The sequence below is a fragment of the Brachybacterium sp. EE-P12 genome (genome assembly GCF_003711805.1).
Lineage (GTDB): Bacteria > Actinomycetota > Actinomycetes > Actinomycetales > Dermabacteraceae > Brachybacterium.
Genome location: NZ_QXCP01000009.1, coordinates 397,422 through 419,768, shown reverse-complemented (window position 1 = coordinate 419,768; position 22,347 = coordinate 397,422). Strand labels below are relative to the sequence as shown.

Annotated in this window: 18 protein-coding genes; 16 read left to right on the top strand and 2 right to left on the bottom strand. The window is 75.1% G+C overall.

The features are described 5' to 3' along the window. Window positions 1–49 precede the first annotated feature (49 nt). The 10 genes from D1648_RS14170 (at window position 50) to D1648_RS14125 (ending at window position 12,171) form a co-directional block, all read left to right on the top strand. Window positions 50–1,384 carry a nitrate/nitrite transporter gene (locus D1648_RS14170; RefSeq protein WP_122942953.1) on the top strand — a complete coding sequence of 445 codons (1,335 nt, stop codon included), beginning with the start codon at window positions 50–52 and terminating at the stop codon, window positions 1,382–1,384. Between the two features lie 126 nt (window positions 1,385–1,510). Continuing rightward, on the top strand, window positions 1,511–2,800 hold the full coding sequence (locus tag D1648_RS14165) for a Gfo/Idh/MocA family protein (protein WP_122942951.1): 1,290 nt from the start codon (window positions 1,511–1,513) through the stop codon (window positions 2,798–2,800). A gap of 163 nt (window positions 2,801–2,963) precedes the next feature. Beyond that, the gene (locus D1648_RS14160; protein WP_122942948.1) at window positions 2,964–4,478 is read left to right on the top strand and encodes a glycoside hydrolase family 3 N-terminal domain-containing protein; all 1,515 of its coding nucleotides are present in this window, start codon (window positions 2,964–2,966) and stop codon (window positions 4,476–4,478) included. Continuing rightward, window positions 4,475–5,680, top strand: a complete 1,206-nt coding sequence (locus tag D1648_RS14155) for an anhydro-N-acetylmuramic acid kinase (RefSeq protein ID WP_122942946.1) — start codon at window positions 4,475–4,477, stop codon at window positions 5,678–5,680. The genes D1648_RS14160 and D1648_RS14155 overlap by 4 nt, the downstream gene beginning before the upstream one ends. Window positions 5,681–5,855: 175 nt before the next feature. Next, window positions 5,856–6,965 carry a thiamine pyrophosphate-dependent dehydrogenase E1 component subunit alpha gene (locus D1648_RS14150; protein ID WP_122943369.1) on the top strand — a complete coding sequence of 370 codons (1,110 nt, stop codon included), beginning with the start codon at window positions 5,856–5,858 and terminating at the stop codon, window positions 6,963–6,965. Beyond that, a complete protein-coding gene (locus D1648_RS14145) occupies window positions 6,962–7,957 on the top strand; it encodes an alpha-ketoacid dehydrogenase subunit beta (protein WP_122942943.1) in 996 nt (331 codons plus the stop codon). Before D1648_RS14150 ends, D1648_RS14145 begins: the two co-directional genes overlap by 4 nt. Before the next feature lie 33 nt (window positions 7,958–7,990). After that, window positions 7,991–9,439: a dihydrolipoamide acetyltransferase family protein gene (locus D1648_RS14140; RefSeq protein ID WP_122942941.1), complete on the top strand. Its 1,449-nt coding sequence runs from the start codon at window positions 7,991–7,993 to the stop codon at window positions 9,437–9,439. Window positions 9,440–9,473: 34 nt separating this feature from the next. Next, window positions 9,474–10,016: a CrcB family protein gene (locus tag D1648_RS14135; protein ID WP_241155504.1), complete on the top strand. Its 543-nt coding sequence runs from the start codon at window positions 9,474–9,476 to the stop codon at window positions 10,014–10,016. Continuing rightward, entirely contained in the window at window positions 10,013–10,423 is a 411-nt protein-coding gene (locus tag D1648_RS14130) for a CrcB family protein (RefSeq protein ID WP_122942938.1), read from the top strand. Before D1648_RS14135 ends, D1648_RS14130 begins: the two co-directional genes overlap by 4 nt. After that, window positions 10,420–12,171: a cytochrome c oxidase assembly protein gene (locus D1648_RS14125; protein ID WP_122942936.1), complete on the top strand. Its 1,752-nt coding sequence runs from the start codon at window positions 10,420–10,422 to the stop codon at window positions 12,169–12,171. The genes D1648_RS14130 and D1648_RS14125 overlap by 4 nt, the downstream gene beginning before the upstream one ends. A gap of 10 nt (window positions 12,172–12,181) precedes the next feature. Here the strand turns inward: D1648_RS14125 and D1648_RS14120 are convergent, their stop codons facing one another. Together D1648_RS14120 and D1648_RS14115 are read right to left on the bottom strand one after the other, a co-directional pair. Beyond that, window positions 12,182–13,609, bottom strand: a complete 1,428-nt coding sequence (locus D1648_RS14120) for an NAD(P)/FAD-dependent oxidoreductase (RefSeq protein WP_122942934.1) — start codon at window positions 13,607–13,609, stop codon at window positions 12,182–12,184. Window positions 13,610–13,695: 86 nt separating this feature from the next. Beyond that, window positions 13,696–14,685, bottom strand: a complete 990-nt coding sequence (locus D1648_RS14115) for an N-acetylglucosamine kinase (protein ID WP_122942931.1) — start codon at window positions 14,683–14,685, stop codon at window positions 13,696–13,698. A 92-nt stretch (window positions 14,686–14,777) separates the two neighbouring features. Between D1648_RS14115 and D1648_RS14110 the strand changes: the two genes are divergently transcribed. From D1648_RS14110 to D1648_RS14085, 6 genes are all read left to right on the top strand, one after another. Beyond that, window positions 14,778–15,773 (top strand): N-acetylmuramic acid 6-phosphate etherase, encoded by a 996-nt coding sequence (locus tag D1648_RS14110; protein ID WP_122942929.1) that lies wholly within the window; start codon window positions 14,778–14,780, stop codon window positions 15,771–15,773. Between the two features lie 97 nt (window positions 15,774–15,870). After that, complete coding sequence (locus tag D1648_RS14105) at window positions 15,871–17,514, top strand: ABC-F family ATP-binding cassette domain-containing protein (RefSeq protein ID WP_122942927.1); 1,644 nt, start codon at window positions 15,871–15,873, stop codon at window positions 17,512–17,514. 132 nt (window positions 17,515–17,646) lie between these two features. Beyond that, entirely contained in the window at window positions 17,647–18,936 is a 1,290-nt protein-coding gene (locus tag D1648_RS14100; protein ID WP_122942925.1) for an O-acetylhomoserine aminocarboxypropyltransferase/cysteine synthase family protein, read from the top strand. Between the two features lie 41 nt (window positions 18,937–18,977). Continuing rightward, entirely contained in the window at window positions 18,978–19,682 is a 705-nt protein-coding gene (locus D1648_RS14095; protein WP_122942923.1) for an HAD family phosphatase, read from the top strand. Then, a complete protein-coding gene (locus tag D1648_RS14090; protein WP_122942921.1) occupies window positions 19,679–20,356 on the top strand; it encodes an HAD family phosphatase in 678 nt (225 codons plus the stop codon). The genes D1648_RS14095 and D1648_RS14090 overlap by 4 nt, the downstream gene beginning before the upstream one ends. Window positions 20,357–20,426: 70 nt before the next feature. Continuing rightward, window positions 20,427–22,331: a thioredoxin-like domain-containing protein gene (locus D1648_RS14085; protein WP_122942919.1), complete on the top strand. Its 1,905-nt coding sequence runs from the start codon at window positions 20,427–20,429 to the stop codon at window positions 22,329–22,331. Window positions 22,332–22,347 lie beyond the last annotated feature (16 nt).

The following is a 22,347-nucleotide window of genomic DNA, read 5'->3' as shown; positions in this document are numbered from 1 at the left end:
GCCCGGTCCGACTGCTCGCCGCCCCGCACCTCCTGTCACGAAGGACTCCATGACCGCCCGCGCCGTCTCCGTCCCCGCCGCCGCCCTCGGCGGTCCCCGCGCCTACGGGGTGTGGATCGCGGCGGTCACCGCCTACGCGATCGCGGTGCTGCAGCGCACCACGATGGGGGTCGCCGGGCTCGAGGCGGCCGACCGCTTCGGCGCCTCCGCGACGATCGTCTCGACCTTCGTGGTGCTCCAGCTGGGCGTCTACGCCCTCACCCAGATCCCGGCCGGGGTGCTGCTGGACCGCTTCGGCTCCCGGGTGACCCTCACCTCCGGTGCCGTGCTGATGGCGCTCGGCCAGGTGCTCATGTCCCAGACGGAGACGGTGGGCGTGGCGATGATCGCCCGCATCGTCCTCGGGGCCGGCGACGCGCTCACCTTCGCGAGCGCCATCCGCCTGGTCCCGGCGTGGTTCCCCGCCGCCCGGGTGCCGCTGCTGACCCAGCTCACCGGCATCCTCGGCCAGGTCGGCCAGATCCTCTCGGCCGTGCCCTTCGTGGCCCTGCTCAGCGTCGCGGGCTGGACGCCCGCCTTCGCCTCCGCCGCCGGGATGAGCGCGGCCGCGGCGCTGCTGGTGCTGCTCGCCGTGCGGGCGACCCCGCCGGGGGTGGCGCGGCCGCGCGTGAGGCAGGACCTCGCCCGGATCCCCGTCGTGCTCGGGCGGATCATCCGCCATCCCTCGACGCAGCTGGGATTCTTCACCCACTTCACCGCCGGGTTCCCCGGCATCGCGTTCTCGATGATGTGGGGCTATCCGTATCTCACCGCGGGGGAGGGGCTCAGCCGCCCCGTGGCCTCCGCCGTGATGACCGTGCTGGTCGTGGTCGCGATCGTCGGCGGCCCGCTGATCGGAGCGCTCACCCAGCGCCATCCGCTGCGCCGCTCCAGCCTGGTGCTGCTGATCGTCGCCACGATCGTGGTGCCCCTGCTGGCGCTGCTGCTCTGGCCGGGGCCTGCCCCGATGTGGCTGCTGATCGTGCTGGTCTCGGGCTTCTCGATCGGCGGCCCCGCGAGCTCCGTCGGCTTCGACTTCCCCCGCACCGACCTCGCCCGCCACCGGCTCGGCACCGCGACGGGCGCCGTGATCATGGGCGGCTTCATCGGCGCGCTCACCGCGATCCTGCTGATCGGCGTGGTGCTGGACCTGCTGCGGCCCGGCGGGGACTACGACCTCGTCTCCTTCCGCCTCGCCTTCGCGGTGCAGCTGCCGCTGCTGGCGATCGGCGTGGCGGGGATGCTGATCACCCGCCGGAACCTGCGCCGCCGCATGGCCGCGCAGGGCCGCGAGGTCCCGCCCTGGCGGCACGTGTGGCGCTCGGGCCGCTGGCGCCGGCTCTGAGCCGCGGGGCCGACGTCGACCGGCCCGTCGGCTTCACCGCGGCCGACGCGGGCCCTGCGCCGGGCTTGCCGTCGGCTCCCGCCGTGCCGTAGCGTTCCTCCCAACACTTTGTTTCAAGGAGGAATTATGTCGTTCACGCTGGGCATCGTCGGGATCGGCCAGTTCGGATCCCATTTCGCGGAGCTCTTCGCCGCCCACCCCGAGATCGAGGCGCTCTACGCCGTCGACTCCGTCCCCGAGCGGATCGACGCCGTCGAGGCGCGCGGCGTGCACTTCGCCGGCCGCTACGACACCCTCGAGGACCTCCTGGCCTCCGACGTCGACGCCGTCGCGATCTTCACCCAGCGCTGGACCCACGGCGAGCACGCCCTGGCCGCCCTCCGCGCCGGCAAGCACGTCTACTCCGCCGTGCCCATGGCCATCCGCGAGGACGAGATCCGCGCGATCACCGAGGAGGTCCAGCGCACCGGGCTCGTCTACATGATGGGCGAGACCAGCCAGTACAACGCCGCCGTCGTCCTCGCCCGCCGCATCCACCGCTCCGGCGCCTTCGGCGAGGTGTTCTACGCCGAGGGCGACTACGTCCACGACATGGACCTCGGCTTCTACGACGCCTACAGGTACTCCGGCGGCGAGGAGTGGAAGTCCACCGCCTCCTACCCGCCCCTGCTGTACCCCACCCACTCCCTCGGCGGGATCCTCGGCGTGCTCGAGGGGCGCCACGCCGTCTCCGTCTCCGCGCTGGGCCGCCCCGACACCCGCGGCGACGGCGTCTTCGACAAGGACGTCTCGATGTTCGCCAACGACGTCTCCAACGCCTTCGCCCTGTTCGAGATGGACAACGGCGGCGCCTTCCGCACCAACGAGCTGCGCCGCGTCGGCTACCCCTCCCACAAGCGCGAGAGCCGCTTCCGCTTCTTCGGCGAGGAGTCCTCGTTCGAGGAGACCATCGACGTCACCTACTGGCACGACAAGAAGGACGTGCTCGAGGTGACCGAGCTGATCCGCACCGAGGGCACCATGAGCCTGGACGACCCGCGCCTCGCCGACGTCTCGCCCACCCTCCGCGACGCCTTCGTCGCCGGTGCCGCCCGGGCGCACCACCAGGAGCGGCTGCCGGCCGAGTTCCAGGGCATGCCCAACGGCCACGAGGGCGCCCACCACTTCCTCGTCGACGACTTCGCGCGTGCTGTCGCGGACTCGCACCAGCCGGTCGTCAACGCCTGGCAGGCCGCCCGGTACACGCTGCCCGGCGTCATCGCCCACGAGTCGATGAACCGCGGCGGGGAGCGCCTGCCCGTCCCGGACCTCGGCGACTGCCCGCTGCCCGTCGTCGACCTCGACGCCGGCCAGCCGGTGCTCGCCCCCGAGGCGCTCGCCGCCGCGGTCGAGGCGGCCGCCGCCGTCCGCGCCTGACCGACCGGCGCGCACAGGCCCGGCCTCGCCTCGGACCGACCAGCTGATCGACGATCCGTTCCGCCTTCCTGGAACGGCTCGTCGATCAGCTCGTCCGGGACGGAGCTCCAGGAGGCCGGGCCCCGCCCCCAGCATCACCGCCGGCGCTGTGCAAGGCTGAAGCATGCCGCAGACCGCCGACGATCCCGCAGCCGCCCATGACGGCCGCCCCGTCCATGACGCCGACGTGCTCGGCGTGCTCATGGCCCCCTTCACCGGCACCGCCGTGCCGCCCTTCCTCCAGGAGGCCCTCGACCGCGGCCTCGCCTCGGTGATCCTCTTCGGGCACAACACCCCTGATCCGCGGACGGCCCGCGACCTCGCCCGCGCCGTCCACGCGAGGTCCGAGGACTGCGTGGTCGCGATCGACGAGGAGGGCGGGGACGTCACCCGCCTGCAGGCCGCGACCGGCTCCTCCCTGCCCACCGCCTGGGCTCTCGGCGAGGTCGGCGACCCCGACCTGAGCCGCCGCGCCGGGCGGGCGCTCGGAGACCTGCTGAGCGCCTGCGACATCGACCTCGACCTCGCCCCGGTGCTCGACGTCTCCACCGACCCGGCGAACCCCGTGATCGGCACGCGCGCCTTCGGGGACGAGCCGGACCGGGTCGCCCTGCACGCCCGCGCCGTCGCGACCGGGCTGATCGAGGCGGGCCTGGGCACCTGCGCGAAGCACTTCCCCGGCCACGGCGCGACCGCCGCCGACTCCCACACCGCCCTGCCCCGGATCGACCTCGACGCCGCCGAGTTCGAGCGCGAGCACCTCGCTCCGTGGAGGATCGCGCCCTGGCTCGACGCGGTGATGACCGCTCACGTGCTCGTGCCCGCCCTGGGGGAGGGGCCCGCCTCCATCTCGCCCTGGTCCCGCCCGCTGCTGGACCGGGCCGTGGGCGGCGACTTCCACGGCCTGGTCATCACCGACGCGCTCGACATGGCCGCGGTCGCCGAGCGCCCCGGCTACGGGGAGGCGGCCGTGCGCGCCCTCGAGGCGGGCGCGGATCTGCTGTGTCTGGGCACCTCGCTGCGCCGCGACGACGAGCAGATGCTCCGCGAGGCGCACGACGCGGTGCTCGCCGCGGTCCGCTCCGGGCGCATCCCGCGCGAGGACCTGCACGAAAGGGCCGAGCGCACCCGGCAGCGGCTGCGCAGCCTGCGCACCCGGCGCCGCTTCGTGCCCGCCCCCGAGCTCGAGGACGCCCTCGCCCGCCTCGAGCAGCTCGGCGCCGAGGCCGCCGCCCGCGCCGTCCGCTCCCGCCACGACCACGCCCGCCTCGAGGGCCGATGCCCCGTCGCCGTCGTCGACCTGCGCGCCCGCGCCCAGCACGCCTCCGGTGCCCGCGCCCAGCAGCTGGTCGCCGCGCTGCGGGAGCGCGGCATCGACGCGGAAGCGCCCGAGCCTCCCGCGCCGATCGACCCCGCCGCGCAGCTCCTGGCGGTGACGCGGCTGCCGCGCAGCGACGCCGAGGAGGGCCGCCGCCTCGCCGCTCTGCTCGCCTCCCGTCCCGACACGATCGTGATCCACACCGGCGTGCCCGACGCCGCCCCCGACCACCGCCTGCTGGTGCGCGCCCACGGCGCGGGCCGCACGATGATGCGCGCCGCCGTCGACCTGCTCCTGCAGGGCGGAGAGCACGGGCGATGAGGGTCCTCGGCATGATGTCCGGCACGAGCCTGGACGCGATCGATGTGGCGCTCGTGGAGTTCACCCGCGACCGCACCGATCCCGCCGTGCTCGAGGCGCGCCCGCTCCACCTCGGCGAGGAGCCCTGGCCCGCCCGGACCCGCGACGCCCTGCGCGCGGTGCTGCCTCCGGCCCCCGCCGACGTCGCGACCTGGAACCGCCTGCACGCCGCCGTCGGCGACGCCTTCGCCGCAGCCGCCGCCCGGGTGCTGGGGGCCCACGGCGGCGCGGACCTCGTCGCCGCCCACGGCCAGACCGTCCACCACGACGTGCGCGAGGACGGCACCGTCGCCGCGACCCTCCAGATCGGCGACGCCTCCCGGATCGCCGCCGCCACGGAAGCGCCCGTCGTGCACGACCTGCGCGCGGCCGACGTCGCCGGCGGCGGCCAGGGCGCGCCGCTGGCCCCGCTCCTGGATCAGCTGCTGCTGGGCCACGAGCAGCCGACCGCGGTGCTGAACATCGGCGGGATCGCGAACCTCACCCTCGTCGGCGGCCCGGAGATCGTCGCGGGCGACACCGGCCCCGGCAACGCCCTGCTCGACGCCGCCGTCCACGCCGCGACCGGCGAGGCCGCCGACCATGACGCGGCCCTGGCCCGGCAGGGGAGCGTCGACGAGGCGGCGCTCGCCGCGCTGCTGACGCGCGAGCCCTTCTACGCCCGCCCCTTCCCGCGCTCCACCGGCCGGGAGCACTTCGATGCCGAGCACGTGCGCCGCCTCCTCGGCGAAGAGGCGCTGGCCGCGCTGACCCTGCCCGATCTGCTGGCGACCCTCGTCGAGCTGACCGCCGTGACGATCGCCCGCGCCGTCGTCCCGCTCGGCGCCCGCCGCGTCGTCGCCTCCGGGGGCGGGATCCGCAACCCCCTGCTGCGCGAGCGGCTCGCCGCCCACCTCGCACCGCTCCCGCTGCTGGACGCCGATGCCCTCGGCATCCCCGCCGACGGGAAGGAGGCGCTGCTGATCGCCCTGCTCGGCCATCACGCCGTGCACGGCCTGCCCGGCACCCTCGCCCTCCCGGGCGGCACCGCGCACACCGGCGCCCGCGCCCCCGTGGTGCTCGGCTCCCTCACCCCGCCCCACGCCGCCCCCGCCGCCGGCGCCGCCGCGGAGGCTCGCGGCCCCGTCACCCGTCTGCGCCTCGTGCCGGGGGAGGGGCGATGAGCGCCGCCGTGGTGCAGGGCCTCCGCGGCCGCCTCCCATGAGCCCGCCTTCCGCGCCGCGACGGCCGCCGAGCGCGCCGACGGACGGTTCCTTGGAACTTACGGCACCGTAGGTTACGCTCGCCCCCGTGAGCATCTTCCGATCCACGATCCCCGACGTCGCCACCGAGGAGCCGATGGTCCAGCTCCTGGGCCCCGACGGCACCCGCACCCCGCACGAGCAGCTCGACGCCGTGCTCGAGGAGGCGGATCTGGCAACCCCCGAGCGCCTGCGCGGCTACTACCGCGACATGGTGATGATCCGCGCGGCGGACCTCGAGGCGACGAGCCTGCAGCGCCAGGGCCAGCTGGGCCTGTGGGCGAGCGCGCTCGGCCAGGAGGCCGCGCAGATCGGCGCCGGCCACGCCTCCCGCGAGCAGGACTATCTGGTGCCCACCTATCGCGAGCACGGCGTCGCCTGGGCCCGCGGCATCGAGCCCTGGCGCCTGCTGGAGATGTTCCGCGGCGTCAGCCACGGCGGCTGGGACCCCAACGAGCTGCGCACCCACCCGTACATGATCGTGCTCGGCTCCCAGGCCCCGCACGCCGTCGGCTACGCGATGGGCCTGCAGCGCGACGGCGTCGTCGGCACGGGCGACGCGGAGACCGACACCGCCGTGCTCGCCCTCTTCGGCGACGGCGCCTCGAGCGAGGGAGAGGTCTCCGAGTCCTTCACCTTCGCCGCCTCCTTCCAGGCGCCGGTGGTGTTCTACACGCAGAACAACCAGTGGGCGATCTCCGTGCCCACCTCGGTGCAGTCCCGCGTCCCGCTCGCCCAGCGCTCCCGCGGCTGGGGCATCCCCTCGGTGCGCGTGGACGGCAACGACGTGCTCGCCGTGCTCGGCGCCGTGCGCAGCGCGCTGGACTCCGCGCGGGCAGGGAAGGGGCCCGTCTTCGTCGAGTCGCTCACCTACCGCATGGCCGCGCACACCACGAGCGACGACGCCTCCCGCTACCGCCCCGCCGCGGAGGAGCAGGAGTGGGCCGAGCGCGATCCGATCCTGCGCCTGCGCCGCCACCTCGAGCAGCTCGGCGAGATCGACGAGGCCTTCGTGGCCCGCTGCGACGAGGAGGCGCACGACCTCGCGATGCAGCTGCACCACCACATCCACGGCATGGAGGACCCCGACCCCGTGCACATGTTCGACCACCCCTACGCCGAGCCGCACCCGATCGTCGACGCCGAGCGCGAGGAGTACCTCGCCTACGTCGCCCAGTTCGAGGACGAGGAAGAGGGGGGCCGATGAGCACCTCCACTGCGACGACCACGCTCCCGATCGCGAAGGCCATCACCGCCGGGCTGCGCGATGCGATGACCGCCGACGACAAGGTCCTGCTCATGGGCGAGGACATCGGCCCTCTCGGCGGCGTCTTCCGCGTCACCGACGGGCTGCATGCCGAGTTCGGCTCCCAGCGCGTGGTCGACACGCCGCTGGCGGAGGCCGGGATCGTCGGCACCGCCGTGGGGCTGGCCGTGCGCGGCTACCGGCCCGTCGTCGAGATCCAGTTCGACGGCTTCGTCTTCCCCGCCTTCAACCAGATCACCACCCAGGTCGCGAAGATGCACAACCGCACCAGTGGCCGCGTGAACATGCCGCTGGTGATCCGCATCCCGCACGGCGGCGGGATCGGCGCGGTGGAGCACCACTCCGAGAGCCCCGAGACGTACTTCGCCCACACCGCCGGGCTGCGGATCCTCGCCCCCGCCACCTCCCACGACGCCTACTGGATGACCCGTCAGGCGATCGAGAGCGAGGACCCGGTGATCATGCTCGAGCCCAAGCGCCGCTACTGGGTCAAGGGCGACGTCGACATGGACCACCGCCCCGAGCTCTCCCCGTGGCAGGCCGCGGTGGTGCGCCCCGGCACGGATGCGACCGTGCTCGCCTGGGGGCCCAGCATGCCGCTGGTGCTCGAGAGCGCCGAGGCCGCCGCGGCCGAGGGCATCGACCTCGAGGTCATCGACGCGCGCTCGCTGGCCCCCGTCGACTACCCGACGATCGCGGACTCGGTGCGACGCACCGGCCGCCTGCTGATCGTCCACGAGGCCTCCGTGCTCGGCGGGCTGGGCGGCGAGATCGCCGCACGGATCTCCGAGCAGTGCTTCTACCACCTCGAGGCGCCCGTGCTGCGCGTGGGCGGCTACCACCTGCCCTACCCGCCCGCCCGCATGGAGCACGCCTTCCTGCCGGACCTCGACCGGGTGCTGGACGGCGTGGACCGTCTGCTCGAGCACTGACCCGCGCGTCCACCGCGTGAAAGGATCACGACCATGAACGCCTCCTCGATCGTCACGATCGCGCTCACCGACCCGGGCGAGGGCCTCACCGAGGCCGAGATCCTCGAGCTCAAGGTCGCCGTCGGCGACCGCCTCGAGATCAACGACCCCGTCGTCGAGGTCGAGACCGCCAAGAGCGCCGTCGAGCTGCCCAGCCATGTCGCCGGCACCGTCGTCGAGATCCTCGTCGCCGTCGGCGAGGAGGTCCCCGTCGGCGCACCGCTGCTGCGCGTGGACACCTCCGGCGGCCCCGCCCCGGCCGCCGCGAGCCCGGAGCCGGACCCGTCGGCCGAGGAGCTCGCCGAGCAGGCCGGCCCCGCTGCTGAGCAGGCGACTCCGTCTGCGGAGCAGGTCACCCCGGCCGCCGAGACCGGCGCGGAGCCGAAGAACCTCGTCGGTTACGGGGAGCGCTCCAGCTCCGCCGCCGGTCCGCGTCGTCGTCGCCGTCGCGCCGCCCCCGCGCAGGAGAGCACGGCCGGGCAGGTCCCCATCGACCGCATCCTCGCCAAGCCGCCGGTGCGCAAGCTCGCCCGCGACCTCGGCATCGCCCTGCACGACGTGCTCGCCACCGGCCCCGAGGGCACCGTCACGCGCCAGGACGTGCTCAACGCCCAGCAGCGCGCCTACGGCGCCGAGACCGACGGCGACTACTTCCCCGAGGAGTCCCCGCAGGCGCCCGAGCACCTCGGCACCGTCATGAAGACCACCCGCGACCAGCCCTTCTCGGGCGTGACCAGCGATGAGCGGACCACCCGCGTCCCCATCCGCTCGGTCCGCAAGCGCACCGCCGAGGCGATGGTGGCCTCCGCCTTCACCGCCCCGCACGTCACCGTCTTCAACGAGATCGACATGACCGGCGTGATGCGGATCGTCTCCCAGCTGCGCGCCGCCCGCGAATGGGCCGACGTGAAGGTCAGCCCCCTCGCCGTGATCGCGAAGGCGCTGCTGGTCGCGATCCGACGCAACCCCGAGGTCAACGCCTCCTGGGACGAGGACGCGCAGGAGATCGTCTACAAGCACTACGTGAACCTGGGCATCGCCGCCGCCACCCCGCGCGGCCTCATCGTCCCGAACCTCAAGGACGCCCACCTGATGACGCTGCGCGAGCTCGCCGAGGGGATCGGGGAGCTGGCCCGCACCGCCCGCGCCGGCCGCACCTCCCTGCGCGACACCCGCGACGGCACCATCACGATCACGAACTACGGCGTCTTCGACATCGACTCCGGCACCCCGATCCTCAACCCCGGCGAGTCCGCGATCCTCGGCGTCGGCGCGATCAAGGAGAAGCCGTGGGTGGTCGAGGGGCGGATCGAGCCGCGCCGGGTCGCGACCCTCTCGCTGAGCTTCGACCACCGCCTGATCGACGGGGCGCTCGGCGCGGAGCTGCTGCGGGACGTCTCCGCCGTGCTCGAGGACCCCTCGCTGGGGCTCGTCTGGGGGTGAGGGTCGCCCAGCCTCTGCTCGGTACCCTGTTCCGGTGACCTCGAGCCCCACCCCGCCCCCGCGGCGCGACGACCCGCGGATGCAGACCGTCGAGATGGCGGCGCTGCGCTTCGTGGACGTCACGGAGTCCGACACGCTCGGCTCCGGCCCGCCGCCCGTCCGCCTGCCCACCTGGCAGGTCGCGCTGCTGGTCGCGGTCGGCGGCGGCCTCGGGGCGGTGCTGCGCTTCGCCCTGTCCGTGCTCGCCCCCGCCGTCACCACCCCCACCCTGGTCGAGATCCCCTGGGCGACGCTCATCGTGAACCTGCTGGGCTGCCTCGGCCTCGGCACGCTCAACGGGTACCTCGAGATCACCCCGGGCCGGCCCTGGATGCACCCCCTGCTGGGCACGGGGCTGTGCGGCGGCTTCACCACCATGTCCACCGTCGTCCTCGAGGGCTCCGCCATGATCGGCGCCGACTTCCCTATCCTGGCCCTGATCTACGCCGGACTGACGCTCGTGCTGTGCCTCGCCGCGGTCGTGGCCGGCCTGCTGCTGGGGCACCGGCTGGCCGCGCGGACCGAGGCCCGGGCATGAGCGCCGGGCTGGTCGTGCTGACCTTCGTCCTCGTCGGCCTCGGCGGCGGTCTCGGCGCGCTCGCGCGCTGGGGCGTGCAGATCGGCGGCGCGCACCTGATCGCGCGGCGCGGCCTCGAGCACGGCGAGAAGCTCACACCCTGGCTGACCTTCCTCGTCAACGTCGCCGCCTGCTTCGTCCTCGGAGTGGTCGTGGCCCGGCTGGGCTCCGCGACGGGCACGGGCGGGGTGATCTACACGCTGCTCGGCGCCGGCTTCTGCGGCGGTCTGTCCACCCTCTCCACCGCCGCGGCGGACATCGTCGAGATCGTCCGCCGGGGCGCCTACTCGATCGCGCTGGCCTATCTCATGCTCAGCGTCGGCGCCGGCATGGGCGCGCTGTGGGTGGGCCTGGTGATCGCCTCGTGACCGCGCGCCGCACCCTCCTCGCCCTGCTGCCCGCGCTCGCGGTGCTGTGCCTGCTCGCCGTGCTCGCGGCCGACGCCGCCGGCGGCGACAACCTCGTGCTGCTGGACGCGGGCCCCGTCGCCCGCCTCGGCGCCCCGATCGCCGCGACCCTCGCCGACCTCGCCGGCGCGCTCACCATCGGCGGCGCCGTGGTCGCGGGCTGGCTCCTGCGCGAGCGGACCGACCGCGCCCGCGCCCTCGGGATCGTGGCGGGCGCCGCCGCGGTCACCACCCTCGCCCGCGGCGCCTCCCTCGCCTTCTCCTACGCGATCGCGACGGGTCAGCCCGTCGGATCGGACCGCTTCGGCTCCGACCTCGGGGTGTTCGTCGCGACCGAGCTCGGCGTGTGGCTGCTGGTGGGCCTGCTCGCGGCGGCGGCGACGACGACCGTCGCCGTGCTCGGCACCTCCGCGCTGCTGGCCCGGACCGTCGCGGTGCTCGCCTCCGTCGTCGCCTTCACCGCCGCGATGACCGGGCACGCCGCCGGCGACGAGACCCACGAGATCGCCACCTCCACGATGCTCGTGCACCTGCTCGCCGTCGGGATCTGGCTGGGCGGCCTGGCCGTGCTGCAGGTGCTGCCCGGCCGCGGCCGGGACGACGTGCGCGTGCTGCGCGGCTACTCCCATCTCGCGCTGATCTGCTGGATCGCGCTGGCCCTGTCCGGGGTGCTCGCGCTCGCGGTGCGCATGAACACGCCCGCGGAGATCCTCACCAGCGCCTACGTGCAGATCGGGCTCGGCAAGGCCGTGCTGCTGCTGCTCCTGGGGCTGCTCGGGGCGCTCCAGCGCCGCCAGCTCGCGACGGGTCTCGGCGAGGGCGCCGAGGGGCGCCGCGCCCTGGACACCTACCGACGACTGGCCCTGCTCGAGCTCGCGCTGATGGGGCTCGCCGTCGCGCTCGCCGCCGCGATGAGCTCCTCCCCGCCGCCCGCGGAGGCCGGCACCCCGCCCGCGGGCACCGCGGGCACGCTCACCGGGTACCCGCTGCCGCCCGCGCCGGATCTCCTCACCGTCGCGACCCAGTGGCGCCCGGACCCCTTCGGGATGGCGCTGGCCTGCGTGCTGATCCTGATCTGGTGGCGGCCTTCCGCCCCGGCCCGTCCGCGGGCCCGCACCGTCATGCTGGTGCTCGGCGCGGTGGTGCTGGTGCTGCTCACGTCCGGGCCGCTGAACGTCTACAGCAAGGTGCTGCTCTCCGCGCACGTCCTCCAGCACGTGCTGCTCCTGCTCCCCGCCGGGGTGCTCCTGGGCTGCGCGGCGACCGTCCCGTCGTGGCTGCGCATCCCGCTGAGCGGGCGGTGGCCGCTCGCGGCGCTCGCCGCCGCGGCGGGGCCCGCGCTGCTCGGCGCGGTCTACGCCATCCCGCCGGCGCTGCGCCTCGCCCTGGACAGCCACGCCGCCCATCTCGCGCTGCAGATGCTGGCGCTGGCCGCCGGGGCGCTGATCGCGCTCGCCGCGCGCCTCGCCCCGGCGCCGCGGCGCGTCGTGGTGGTCGCGGCGCCGCTGCTGCTGGGCCTCGCGGGAGGGGTCGCGCTGCGCGTCACCGACGTGCTGCTCGCGGCGAGCTGGTTCGGGGCGACCGGGCGCACCTGGCGGGCCGACGCGCTCGCCGATCAGCGCGACGCGGGCACGCTCGTGCTCATCGTGGTGGCGCTGGCCGCGCTGCTGCTCGGCGGGGCGGCGCTGCGGGCCCGCCGCCGCGGCTGAGCCCGCCCGGTCAGTCGAAGAGGCTGCGCACCGAGCGGAGCCGGGCGAGCTGCGTCTCGCGGTCCGCGGCCGGGATCAGCCCCTCGCTCGCGCCCTGCCCGGAGGGCAGCTCGCGGGCGGTAACCCGGCGGGTGCCAACGACGGTCTCGAGCCGTCCGCGCAGCCCCTCGGAGGCGGGCGCGGGCCGGGCCGGGATCGCGCTCTCGGCGCCGCCGCGCACACGCCGGAACTGCTCGAGCGCGGGGGAGGAGCCGCCGTCCCGGGTCGCGGCCATCATGTACGCGGCGATGTCGGCCTGCTCGACGAGGATGGGCAGCACCCCGCCGGAGACGCGCTGCTGGCCCAGGATCACGAGGTCGTCGCGGCCGCGCGCGAAGGCGCCGAGGAAGAGGTCCGCCTCGCCGCTCGCGGTGCGGGGCACGAGGTCCTCGGGGAGGTGGTCGGCCCCGGTCTCGTATCCGGTGGCCAGGACGATCACGTCTGCGGAGTAGGCGTCCGTGCCGGGCAGCCCCTCGCTGCGGGCGAGGGAGACGGTTCCCTCGGCGTCGACGCCCTGGACCGCGCCGGCCGGGGTGATGCGACCCTCGCGCACCCGCTGCAGCAGGTCGTCGGAGACGATCACCCGGTCCTCGAGCAGGGGCAGCGCGGGGCGGGGCAGGCCCGCCTCGACGGGGTCGCCGACGGTGCGGCGGATGACGGTCTCGGCGATCCGGGCGTTGAGCCCGCCCAGCAGGGCCGGCTCGCGGGAGGCGGCGACGTCGCCCGGCATGCCCGCGATGCGGCGCGGCACGATCCAGTGGCCGGTGCGCATCGACCAGCGCACCTCGAGGGCGCGCCTCGCGGCGTCGACGGCGATGTCCGCAGCGGACTGCCCGGAGCCGACCACGAGCACGCGCTTGCCCTCGAGCCCGTCGGCCCCGGTCCACTCCGAGGAGTGCAGGACCCGCACCGGGTCCGGCACGTCGGCGGCCCACCCGGGACGGTGGGGGCGCGAGGAGATGCCGTGCGCAGAGATCACCGCGCGGTAGATCCCGATCTCTCCCGTGGAGAGCTCGACCTCCCACACGCCCTCCTCGAAGGGGCGCGCGGAGCGCACGGCGGTGCGGGGGCGGAAGTGCTCGGTGATCCCGTGCCGGGAGGCGTAGGCGCGCAGGTACTTCGCCATGTGGGCGGGGGAGAGGAACTCGGGGAAGGAGACCGGCTGGAGGAGGTCCTCGTACTGGGTCTGCTCGCGTGAGGAGATCATCTCCATCGCGGGCCAGACCGGGGAGTCCTCGCGCTCGGGATCCCAGATCCCGCCGACGTGATCGGCGCGGTCCACGATGTCGAAGGGCACCTCGAGCGCCGTCAGCGAGGCGGCCGCGGCGAGGCCCGCCGGGCCGGCGCCGATGATCAGCACCTTCTCACGGGTGGGGATCTGGTCGTGGAGCTCGGGCATCGAGGGGAGCCTTCTTCCGGAGGGACGGCGCGGACGCCCGCCATCCTAGTCGTCGCGAGGGGCGTCGGTGCCCGGGAACGAGCCGCTCATCGACGGTCCCGATCGGCGTGCTCGCGCGCCAGCAGCAGCGCGCCGGGCAGTCCGTCGGGGGCGGCGCGGACCGTGCGGCGTCGGTCCTGCAGGGAGGCGGTGACCTCGTCGTGCAGGGGGCCGGGGCTGGTCAGCACCGAGCCGGCGAGCACCACGGCCAGCACCGCCTCGGGGTCCAGTGCTTCGATCGTGTCCAGCACGTGCGCGATCGCGGTGTGGAGGATGTCGCTCGCGACCGGGTCGGTGCGCACCCGGGCGGGCAGCGGGGCGAAGCGTCCCAGCGCCGCGGGCGCGCCGGCGGGCAGCTGCTCGTCCAGCGCGCGGATCAGATCCTGGCGCGGGTCGCCGGTGGGGGAGGGCGGGCGCTGCCCCTCGCGCAGGTCGAGGCCGAGGGCGGCGCCGACCTCCTCGGTGAGCAGGGTGCGGGGGCCGCGCCCGTCGAGGTCCGCGGCGACCGCCTCGAGGGTGCGTCGGCCGAGCCACACCGCGGAGCCGATGTCGCCGAGCAGCCAGCCCATCCCGTCCCGTCGCGCGACCGCCTGCCGGTCGTGGAAGCGGACCGCGACCGCGCCGGTGCCGGCGAGGACGAGCAGGCCGTCGTCGCCCACTCCGCCCGAGAGGAAGGCGGTGTGCAGGTCGTCGGTGATCAGGAGCCGCCGCGCGGGGATGCCGAGGCCCGTCAGGTGCTCGGCGACCGCGGCGCGCACCTCGGCCGCGCGGGCGGGCCCCGCCCCGGAGATGCCGAGCGCGACCGCCGCGACCTCGGCGCCCTCCGCGCACGCCCCCTCGGCCTCGAGCGCGCGCCGGGCCCGGGCGAGGACCTCCCCGATCGTGTCGGCGAGGTCCTCGAGCGCCGACGCCCCGGAGGAGCGGAGGTTCGCGCCGGGGCCGTCGAGCCGGGCGAGGACCGCGCCGTCCGGCGGTGCGGCGACCAGGCGGGAGCGGGTCCCCCCGACGTCCCCGGCGATCACCAGGTGCTGGCCCATCGATCTCTCCTCCCCGAGCGGTCACCACATCGTAGGGGCCGCCGCCTGTCCTACGCTGTCCCGTGCGACGCCCAGCGATCATCGGAGACCACGTGAGCACTGCCGGCCAGGACCCGAGCCCGTACGACGCCGACCTCGTGGGGCTCGCCTCGCCCACCGAGGAGCGCAATCCCGCCAGCGCCGAGCTCGACACCCTCGACGCCCGTGGGATGGTCGACGTGATCCTCGGCGAGGACGCGACCGTCGCCGCGGCGGTCCAGGCGCGGTCCGCCGAGATCGCGGAGCTGGTGGAGACGTGCGTGGCGGCGATCGCGGGCGGCGGCACGGTCCACTATCTCGGGGCCGGGACCTCGGGCCGGCTCGGGGTGCTCGACGCGGTCGAGCTCGCGCCCACCTTCGACGCCGACGAGTCCATGGTCACCGCCCACCTCGCGGGCGGGCCCGGTGCCTTCCTCACCGCGGTCGAGGGTGCCGAGGACTCCGCCGAGCAGGGCGCGCAGCTGGTGCGCGAGGCATGCCGAGAGGGCGACGTCGTGATCGGCCTCGCCGCGAGCGGCCGCACCCCGTTCGTGCGCGGCGCGCTCGAGGCGGCCCGCGCCGCGGGGATGCCCACCGCGCTGATCTCCGCGAACCCCGCCGCCGAGCTCGCCCCGCTCGCCGACCATCCGATCCTGCTGGACGTCGGCCCCGAGGTGGTCACCGGCTCCACCCGCATGAAGGCCGGCACCGCGCAGAAGCTGACCCTGAACGCCCTCTCCACCGCGACGATGGTCAGGCTCGGCACCACCTTCGGGAACCTCATGATCCAGGTCCGCCCCACCAACGCGAAGCTCGTCGCCCGCACCGTGCGGATGCTCGTGCAGGCCAGCGGCGCCGCCCCCGAGGAGGCCGCACGCGTGCTCGAGGCCGCAGGCGGCAGCGTCCGCGTCGCGCTGGTCGCGCTGCTGGCCGGGGCGGACGTCGAGGCGTCGGCCGCTGCGCTCGAGGACTTCCCGCAGGACCCCCGCCGCCTCGGCGACCCCGCTGGGATCCGCTCCGCGGTCGAGGCGCTCGGCGGGACGCCGCGCCCCGGGGACCCGCGTCGATAATCCGTCGACACGGTCGGGGCGCCGCCCCTAGCCTGGTCGGCATGCTCCTGTGATCAGCCCCGTCGCCCGTCGTCCCTCCGCGCCGAGGAGCTGATCCATGACCGCGCACACCCCCACGCCCGATCCCGCCCTGCACCTGCGGGCCGACGGGATCTCCTTCTCCTATCCCGGCCAGGCCGCGGACCGACGCGTCCTGACCGACGTGAGCCTCGTGGTGCCCGCCGGGCGCCCCACCGGTCTGCTCGGCGAGAACGGCAGCGGCAAGTCCACTCTGCTGCGCATCCTCGCCGGGGACCTGGCCGCCGACGCCGGGGCCTGCGACGTCCCCGGACCGGTCGGGATGCTGCGCCAGGAGCTGCCCTTCGGCCCGCGCACCCCGCTCGCCGACGTCGTCGCCGACGCGCTCGAGCGCTCCCGTCGGCTCGAGCGGGAGCTGGTCGCGGCGGGGGAGGAGCTCGCGGACGGCACCCCCGCGGCCGCCGCCCGCTACGACCGCCTGCTGACCGAGGCGACCCTCGCCGACGTCTGGAACGCGGGGCGCCGCGCCGAGGAGACCCTCGCCGGGCTCGGACTCGAAGCCCTGGCCGGCGACACCGCGCTCGGCGAGATCAGCGGCGGCCAGCGCGAGCGGCTCGCGCTCGCGCACCTGCTGATCGCCCGCCCCACCAGCTGGCTGCTCGACGAGCCGACGAACCACCTCGACGACGAGGCCGCCGCCTTCGTCGCCGCCGCGATCGCCGAGCATCCCGGCCCGGTGCTCATCGCGAGCCACGATCGCGCCTTCCTCGACGACGCGACCTCCGCACAGCTCGACCTCGACCCCGCTGAGTCTCCGCTCGGCGAGCAGCCCGGCGGGCTCACCGCGTACACCGGCACGTTCAGCGACTACCTGCTGGCCCGCTACGAGGCCCGCGACCGGTGGGAGCATCGCCATCGCACTGAGCAGGAGGAGCTGGCGCGGCTGCGGGAGGTCGCCCGGGACGCGCACACCCTGGGCCGCGAGTCCCATAGCCGGGCGGAGGTGCGGATGGCCCGGAAGTTCTTCGCCGACCGCAACGCCGTGCGTGTCTCCCGGCACGTGCGCGACGCCGAGCAGCGCCTCGACCAGCTCGAGCGGGACCAGGTGCGAAAGCCTCCGGCCGAGCTCGAGCTCACCCACCTGCCCGCCGCCCCTCGCGGCGCCGGCCAGGTCCAGCTGGCCCTCGCCGACGTCGCCGTCGCGGGACGGCTCGCACCCGTGTCCCTCGCCCTCTCGGCCGGGGAGCACCTGCTGGTCACCGGGCCGAACGGCAGCGGGAAGTCGACCCTGCTCGAGGTCGTCGCCGGGCGTCTGGAGCCGACCTCCGGCACCGTGAGCCGACCCCGCGCGCTGCGGATCGGCCACCTCGGGCAGGACGACGCGCCCGTGCCCGGCCGCACCGTCGGCGCGCACCTCCGCGCCGCCGCGGGCCTGCCGGACGAGGCGGTGCCGGAGCTGTTCGGGCTCGTCCACCCCCGGGACCTCGCCCGGCCGATGGAGACCCTCTCGCGCGGCCAGCTGCGCCGCGTCATGCTCGCCGCGGTGCTGCTGGACCCGCCCGAGCTGCTGATCCTCGACGAGCCCACCAACCATCTCGCCCTGGTCACCGCGACCCGGCTCGAGGCCGCGCTCGCGGGCTGGGACGGGACCGTGCTGATCGCCTCCCACGACCGCTGGCTGCGCAGCCGGTGGCAGGGCGGGGTGCTCGCCCTCGGGGCGTGAGCGGGGCGGCGCGAGGGCCGCCCGGGGCGGATCCATGCCGCACCGGGGCGGACACAGACGTTCACACTGCTCGCCCCCGCGCAGCGCCGCGGACAGGCTGAGCCCTCCCGCCCCCTGTGAAGGAGCACCGCCATGACGCAGCAGCCCCAGCAGTTCGAGACCCTCGCCGTCCACGCCGGACAGGCCCCCGACTCGGACGCCGGCTCGCGCGCCCTGCCGATCCATCAGACGACCAGCTTCGTCTTCCCCTCGACGCAGTCGGCCGCGGACCGCTTCGCGCTCGCCGAGCCCGCCCCGATCTACACCCGCATCACCAACCCCACCCAGGCCGTGGTCGAGGACCGCATCGCCGCACTCGAGGGCGGGGCGGCCGGCCTCCTGCTCGCCTCGGGCCAGAGCGCGATCACCCTGTCGATCCTGAACCTCGCCGGCGCCGGCGACTCGATCGCCGTCTCCCCGAGCCTGTACGGCGGCTCCTTCAACCTCTTCAAGCACACCCTCACGAAGCTGGGGATCACCCCGCAGTGGGTCGCGGACCCCACGGACCCCGAGTCCTGGCGCGCCGCGGCCGACGACACCACCCGCGCCTTCTTCGTCGAGTCCATCCCGAATCCGCAGCAGGACATCCCCGACCTGCGCGCCCTCGCCGACGTCGCCCACGAGGTCGGCGTGCCGCTGATCGTCGACAACACCGTCGCGACCCCGTGGCTGCTGCGCCCCCTCGAGCACGGGGCCGACGTCGTCGTCCACTCGGCGACCAAGTTCCTCGGCGGCCACGGCACCTCGATCGCCGGCGCGATCGTGGACGGGAACAGCTTCGACTTCACCGCTCACGCGCAGAAGTACCCCCAGTTCACCGAGCCCGACGAGTCCTACAACGGTCTTGTCTTCGCGGGCGTCCCCGCCCCCTTCGCGACTCGCGCCCGCACCAACCTGCTGCGCGACCTGGGCCCGGCCGTCTCCCCGTTCAACGCCTTCCTCATCGGGCAGGGCCTGGAGACGCTGCCGCTGCGGATGGAGCGCCATCTGGCCAACACCCACCGCGTCGCCGCCTTCCTCGAGGCCGACGAGCGGGTGGGCGCGGTCACCTGGGCCTCGCTCGAGTCCTCCCCTCACCACGAGCGAGCCCGGCGCTACCTGCCCCAGGGCGCCGGCAGCGTGCTCGGCTTCGAGCTGCCCGGCGGTCTCGAGGCCGGACGCCGCTTCGTGGACGCCCTGACGCTCCACTCGCACGTGGCGAACATCGGAGATGTGCGCAGCCTGGTCATCCACCCCGCCTCGACCACCCACTCGCAGCTGACCGAGCAGGAGCAGCGCGCGGCCGGGATCGCCCCCGGCTTCGTGCGCCTCTCGGTCGGCATCGAGCACATCGACGACATCCTCGCCGACCTCGAGCAGGGCCTCGCCGCCGCCTCGGCCTGAGCGGAGGAGGGGGGCGGAGGACGCGCCGATAGGCTGGGGGCATGAGTCCTCAGAGCGAGACCGCGGCCCCCTCCCCGCTGGAGACCTGGCCGCCGCAGTGGAGCCCGTCGGCCGTCGTCCTGGACTGCGACGGGCTGCTGGTGGACACCGAGGCGCGCTGGCTCGCGCTGCAGGAGGACTACCTCTCCCGTCATGGCGCCGGGCTCGACCCGGTCGCGCGCCGTGCCCTGACCGGCCGGCCCATCGAGGTGGTCGTCGCCGCGCTCGCCGAGGCCGTCGGGAAGGACCCGCACCTGGCCGGGGCGGAGCTGCTGGCCGAGCACGAGGAGCGCATGGGCGGACCGCTCGAGCCGCTGCCCGGCGTGGTCGACACGGTGCGGGCGATCGCGGCACGGCGCCCCCTGGCCGTCGCCTCGAACTCCCCGCGGGACCTGCTCGAGGGGACCCTCGAGGGGCTGGGCCTCGCCGACGCCTTCGACGCCGCGATCTCGTTCGACGACGTCGTCGCGGCGAAGCCCGCCCCGGACCTCTACCTCGCCGCCGCCGCGGCGCTCGGGGCCGCGCCCGCGGACTGCCTCGCGGTCGAGGACTCGGAGACCGGTGCGCAGGCCGCGCTCGCCGCCGGGATGCAGCTCATCGCGGTGCCGTCGATCCCCGGGCAGGAGCCCGTCGCGCCGCGCCGACTGGACTCCCTCGCCGATCCGGTGCTGGCCGAGTGGATCGCGGGCTGGGAGGTGCGGCGATGACTGCGATCCCGGAGCGCTTCGCCCGTGCCTTCGGGGACTGGACCCCGCGCGCCGTCGTCTTCGACTGCGACGGCCTGCTGCTGGACACCGAGTCGGTGTGGCAGCGCGCCCAGGACCGGGTCGTCGCCGCCCACGGCGCCGTGCTCGAGCCCGCGGACGACGCGGCGCTGCACGGCTCGACGATCGAGATCGCGGCCGAGCTGATCGCCCGCCGTGCCGGCCGCGACCAGCAGATCGTCCTCGCCGACCTGCACCGCGAGTTCGAGCGGGAGCTCGACGGAGGGATCCGCCCCCTGCCCGGCGCGGCCGAGGTGCTGCGCGCCGCCGCCGCCCGGAGGAGGCTCGGCTGCGCCTCGAACTCCTGGCTCGAGTCGCTGGACCACAAGCTCACCGCCGGCGGGCTGCGCGAGCACTTCACCGTGCTCGAGGCCTCCGACACCGTCGAGCGCCCCAAACCCGCCCCCGACATGTACGCGCAGGCCGCGATCGCACTCGGCGAGCGGCCCGAGGACTGCCTCGCGCTCGAGGACTCCGGGACCGGGGCCCGCGCCGCGCGCGATGCCGGGCTGCGCCTGATCGCGGTGCCCGCGCCCGGTCATCCCGTCCCGGCCGCGGACCTCGCGCTGACCTCCCTGACCGACCCCGACCTCGCCGCCTGGATCGCGACCTGGTGAGCGGCGGCGGAAGTCCGCGCATGTCACCTGAGTTGGCCCCGGGGCGCCGATCCGGTGTTCACTGGACCCCATGACCACACCGTCGGACCCTTCTGCGCCCCTGACCTCCCGCGCTCACGGCTCGCCGCTGCGCGGCCGGGGCTGGCTCAACACCGGCGGCGCGGAACTGGATCTCGAGGCGCTGCGCGGCAAGATCGTGCTGCTGGACTTCTGGACCTTCTGCTGCGTGAACTGCCTGCACGTCCTCGACGAGCTGCGGCCGCTCGAGGAGAAGTGGGCCGATGAGCTCGTCGTCGTCGGCGTGCACTCGCCGAAGTTCGAGTTCGAGAAGGACCCCGAGGCGCTGAAGGCCAACATCGAGCGCTACGAGGTCTCCCATCCCGTCATCGACGACCCCGAGCTCGAGACCTGGAGCGCCTACGGCGCCCGCGCCTGGCCCACCCTGATGGTCCTGGACACCCACGGCCGCATCGCCGGGAACCTCTCCGGCGAGGGGCACGCCGCGAACCTCGACCGCCTGGTCGCCGAGCTCGTCGCCGAGGGGGAGGCCGACGGGTCCCTGCGCCGCGGCCCCGCCCCGACCGTCCTCGCCGACCGTCCCGAGCAGACCCTCCGCTTCCCCTCGAAGCTCGCCGTCCTGCCCGACGGCCGCCTCGTCGTCTCCGACGCCGGCCAGCACCGCCTGGTCGTCTTCCAGGCCGACGGCGCGACCGTCGACGCGATCATCGGGACGGGGGAGCGCGGCCACACCGACGGCGACGAGACCGTCGCCCGCTTCGCCGAGCCCAACGGGGTCCTCGCCCTGCCCGCCGAGATCGCCGACGAGGTCGGCTACGACCTGCTGGTCGCGGACACCGCCGGCCACCGCCTGCGCGGCGTGCGCGTGGGCCAGGACCGCCTGTTCCGCTCCCGCAGCGCGACCGAGGTCATCACCGTCGCCGGCACCGGCGAGCAGTGGATGCAGGGCGAGCCGCTCCCGCGCGGCGAGGGCGACGCCCGCTCCTTCTCGCTGTCCACGCCATGGGACCTCACCTGGTCGCACGCCCTGAACCGGGCCGTGATCGCGATGGCCGGCATCCACCAGCTGTGGACCTTCGACCCCGCCACCGGCGCGCTGCTCGTCCTCGCGGGCACCACCCAGGAGGGCCTGGTCGACGGGCCGGCCGTCACCTCCTGGTGGGCGCAGCCCTCCGGCCTGGACGAGATGCCCGACGGGCGGATCGTCGTCGCCGACTCCGAGTCCTCCGCGGTGCGGCTCCTGGACCCGCAGACGATGCAGGTCAGCACCCTGGTGGGCAAGGGCCTGTTCGACTTCGGGCACGTGGACGGGCCGCTGGACCGCGCCCGCCTCCAGCACCCGCTCGGCGTGACCGCCCTGCCCGACGGCCGGGTCGCGATCGCCGACACCTACAACGGCGCGATCCGGCTCCTGGACGAGGAGACGGGCGATGTCGTCACCGTCGCGACCGACCTGCGCGAGCCCTCGGACGCGATCGTCGGCCCGCCCGTGGACGGGATCGGCCAGCTGATCGTCGTGGAGTCCGGCTCCCACCGCATCACCTGGGTGCCGGTCGCGAAGGCGGCCGAGCGCGTGATCGACGAGGGCGCGCAGCGCTCCGAGCGCCCCGCCGTCGAGGTCGGTCCCGGACCGCTCGCCGTGCGGGTGCTGTTCACCCCGCCGCCCGGGCACAAGCTCGACGACTCCCTCGGCCCCTCCACCCAGGTCACCATCGCCACCACCCCCACCTCGATGCTCACCGGCGGGGGAGGGGTCGACACGGCGCTCGAGCGCACGGTCACCCTCGACCCCGCGTACACCGAGGGCGTGCTGCACGTCAGCGCCCGCGCCGCCTCCTGCGACGCGGACCCTGCCGTGGAGTTCCCCGCCTGCCACATGCACCAGCAGGACTGGGGGGTCCCGCTCCGGGTCGTCGAGGGCGGCCCCGACCACCTGGACCTCTCCCTCCTCGCCTGACCCCCGCCGCCGACGG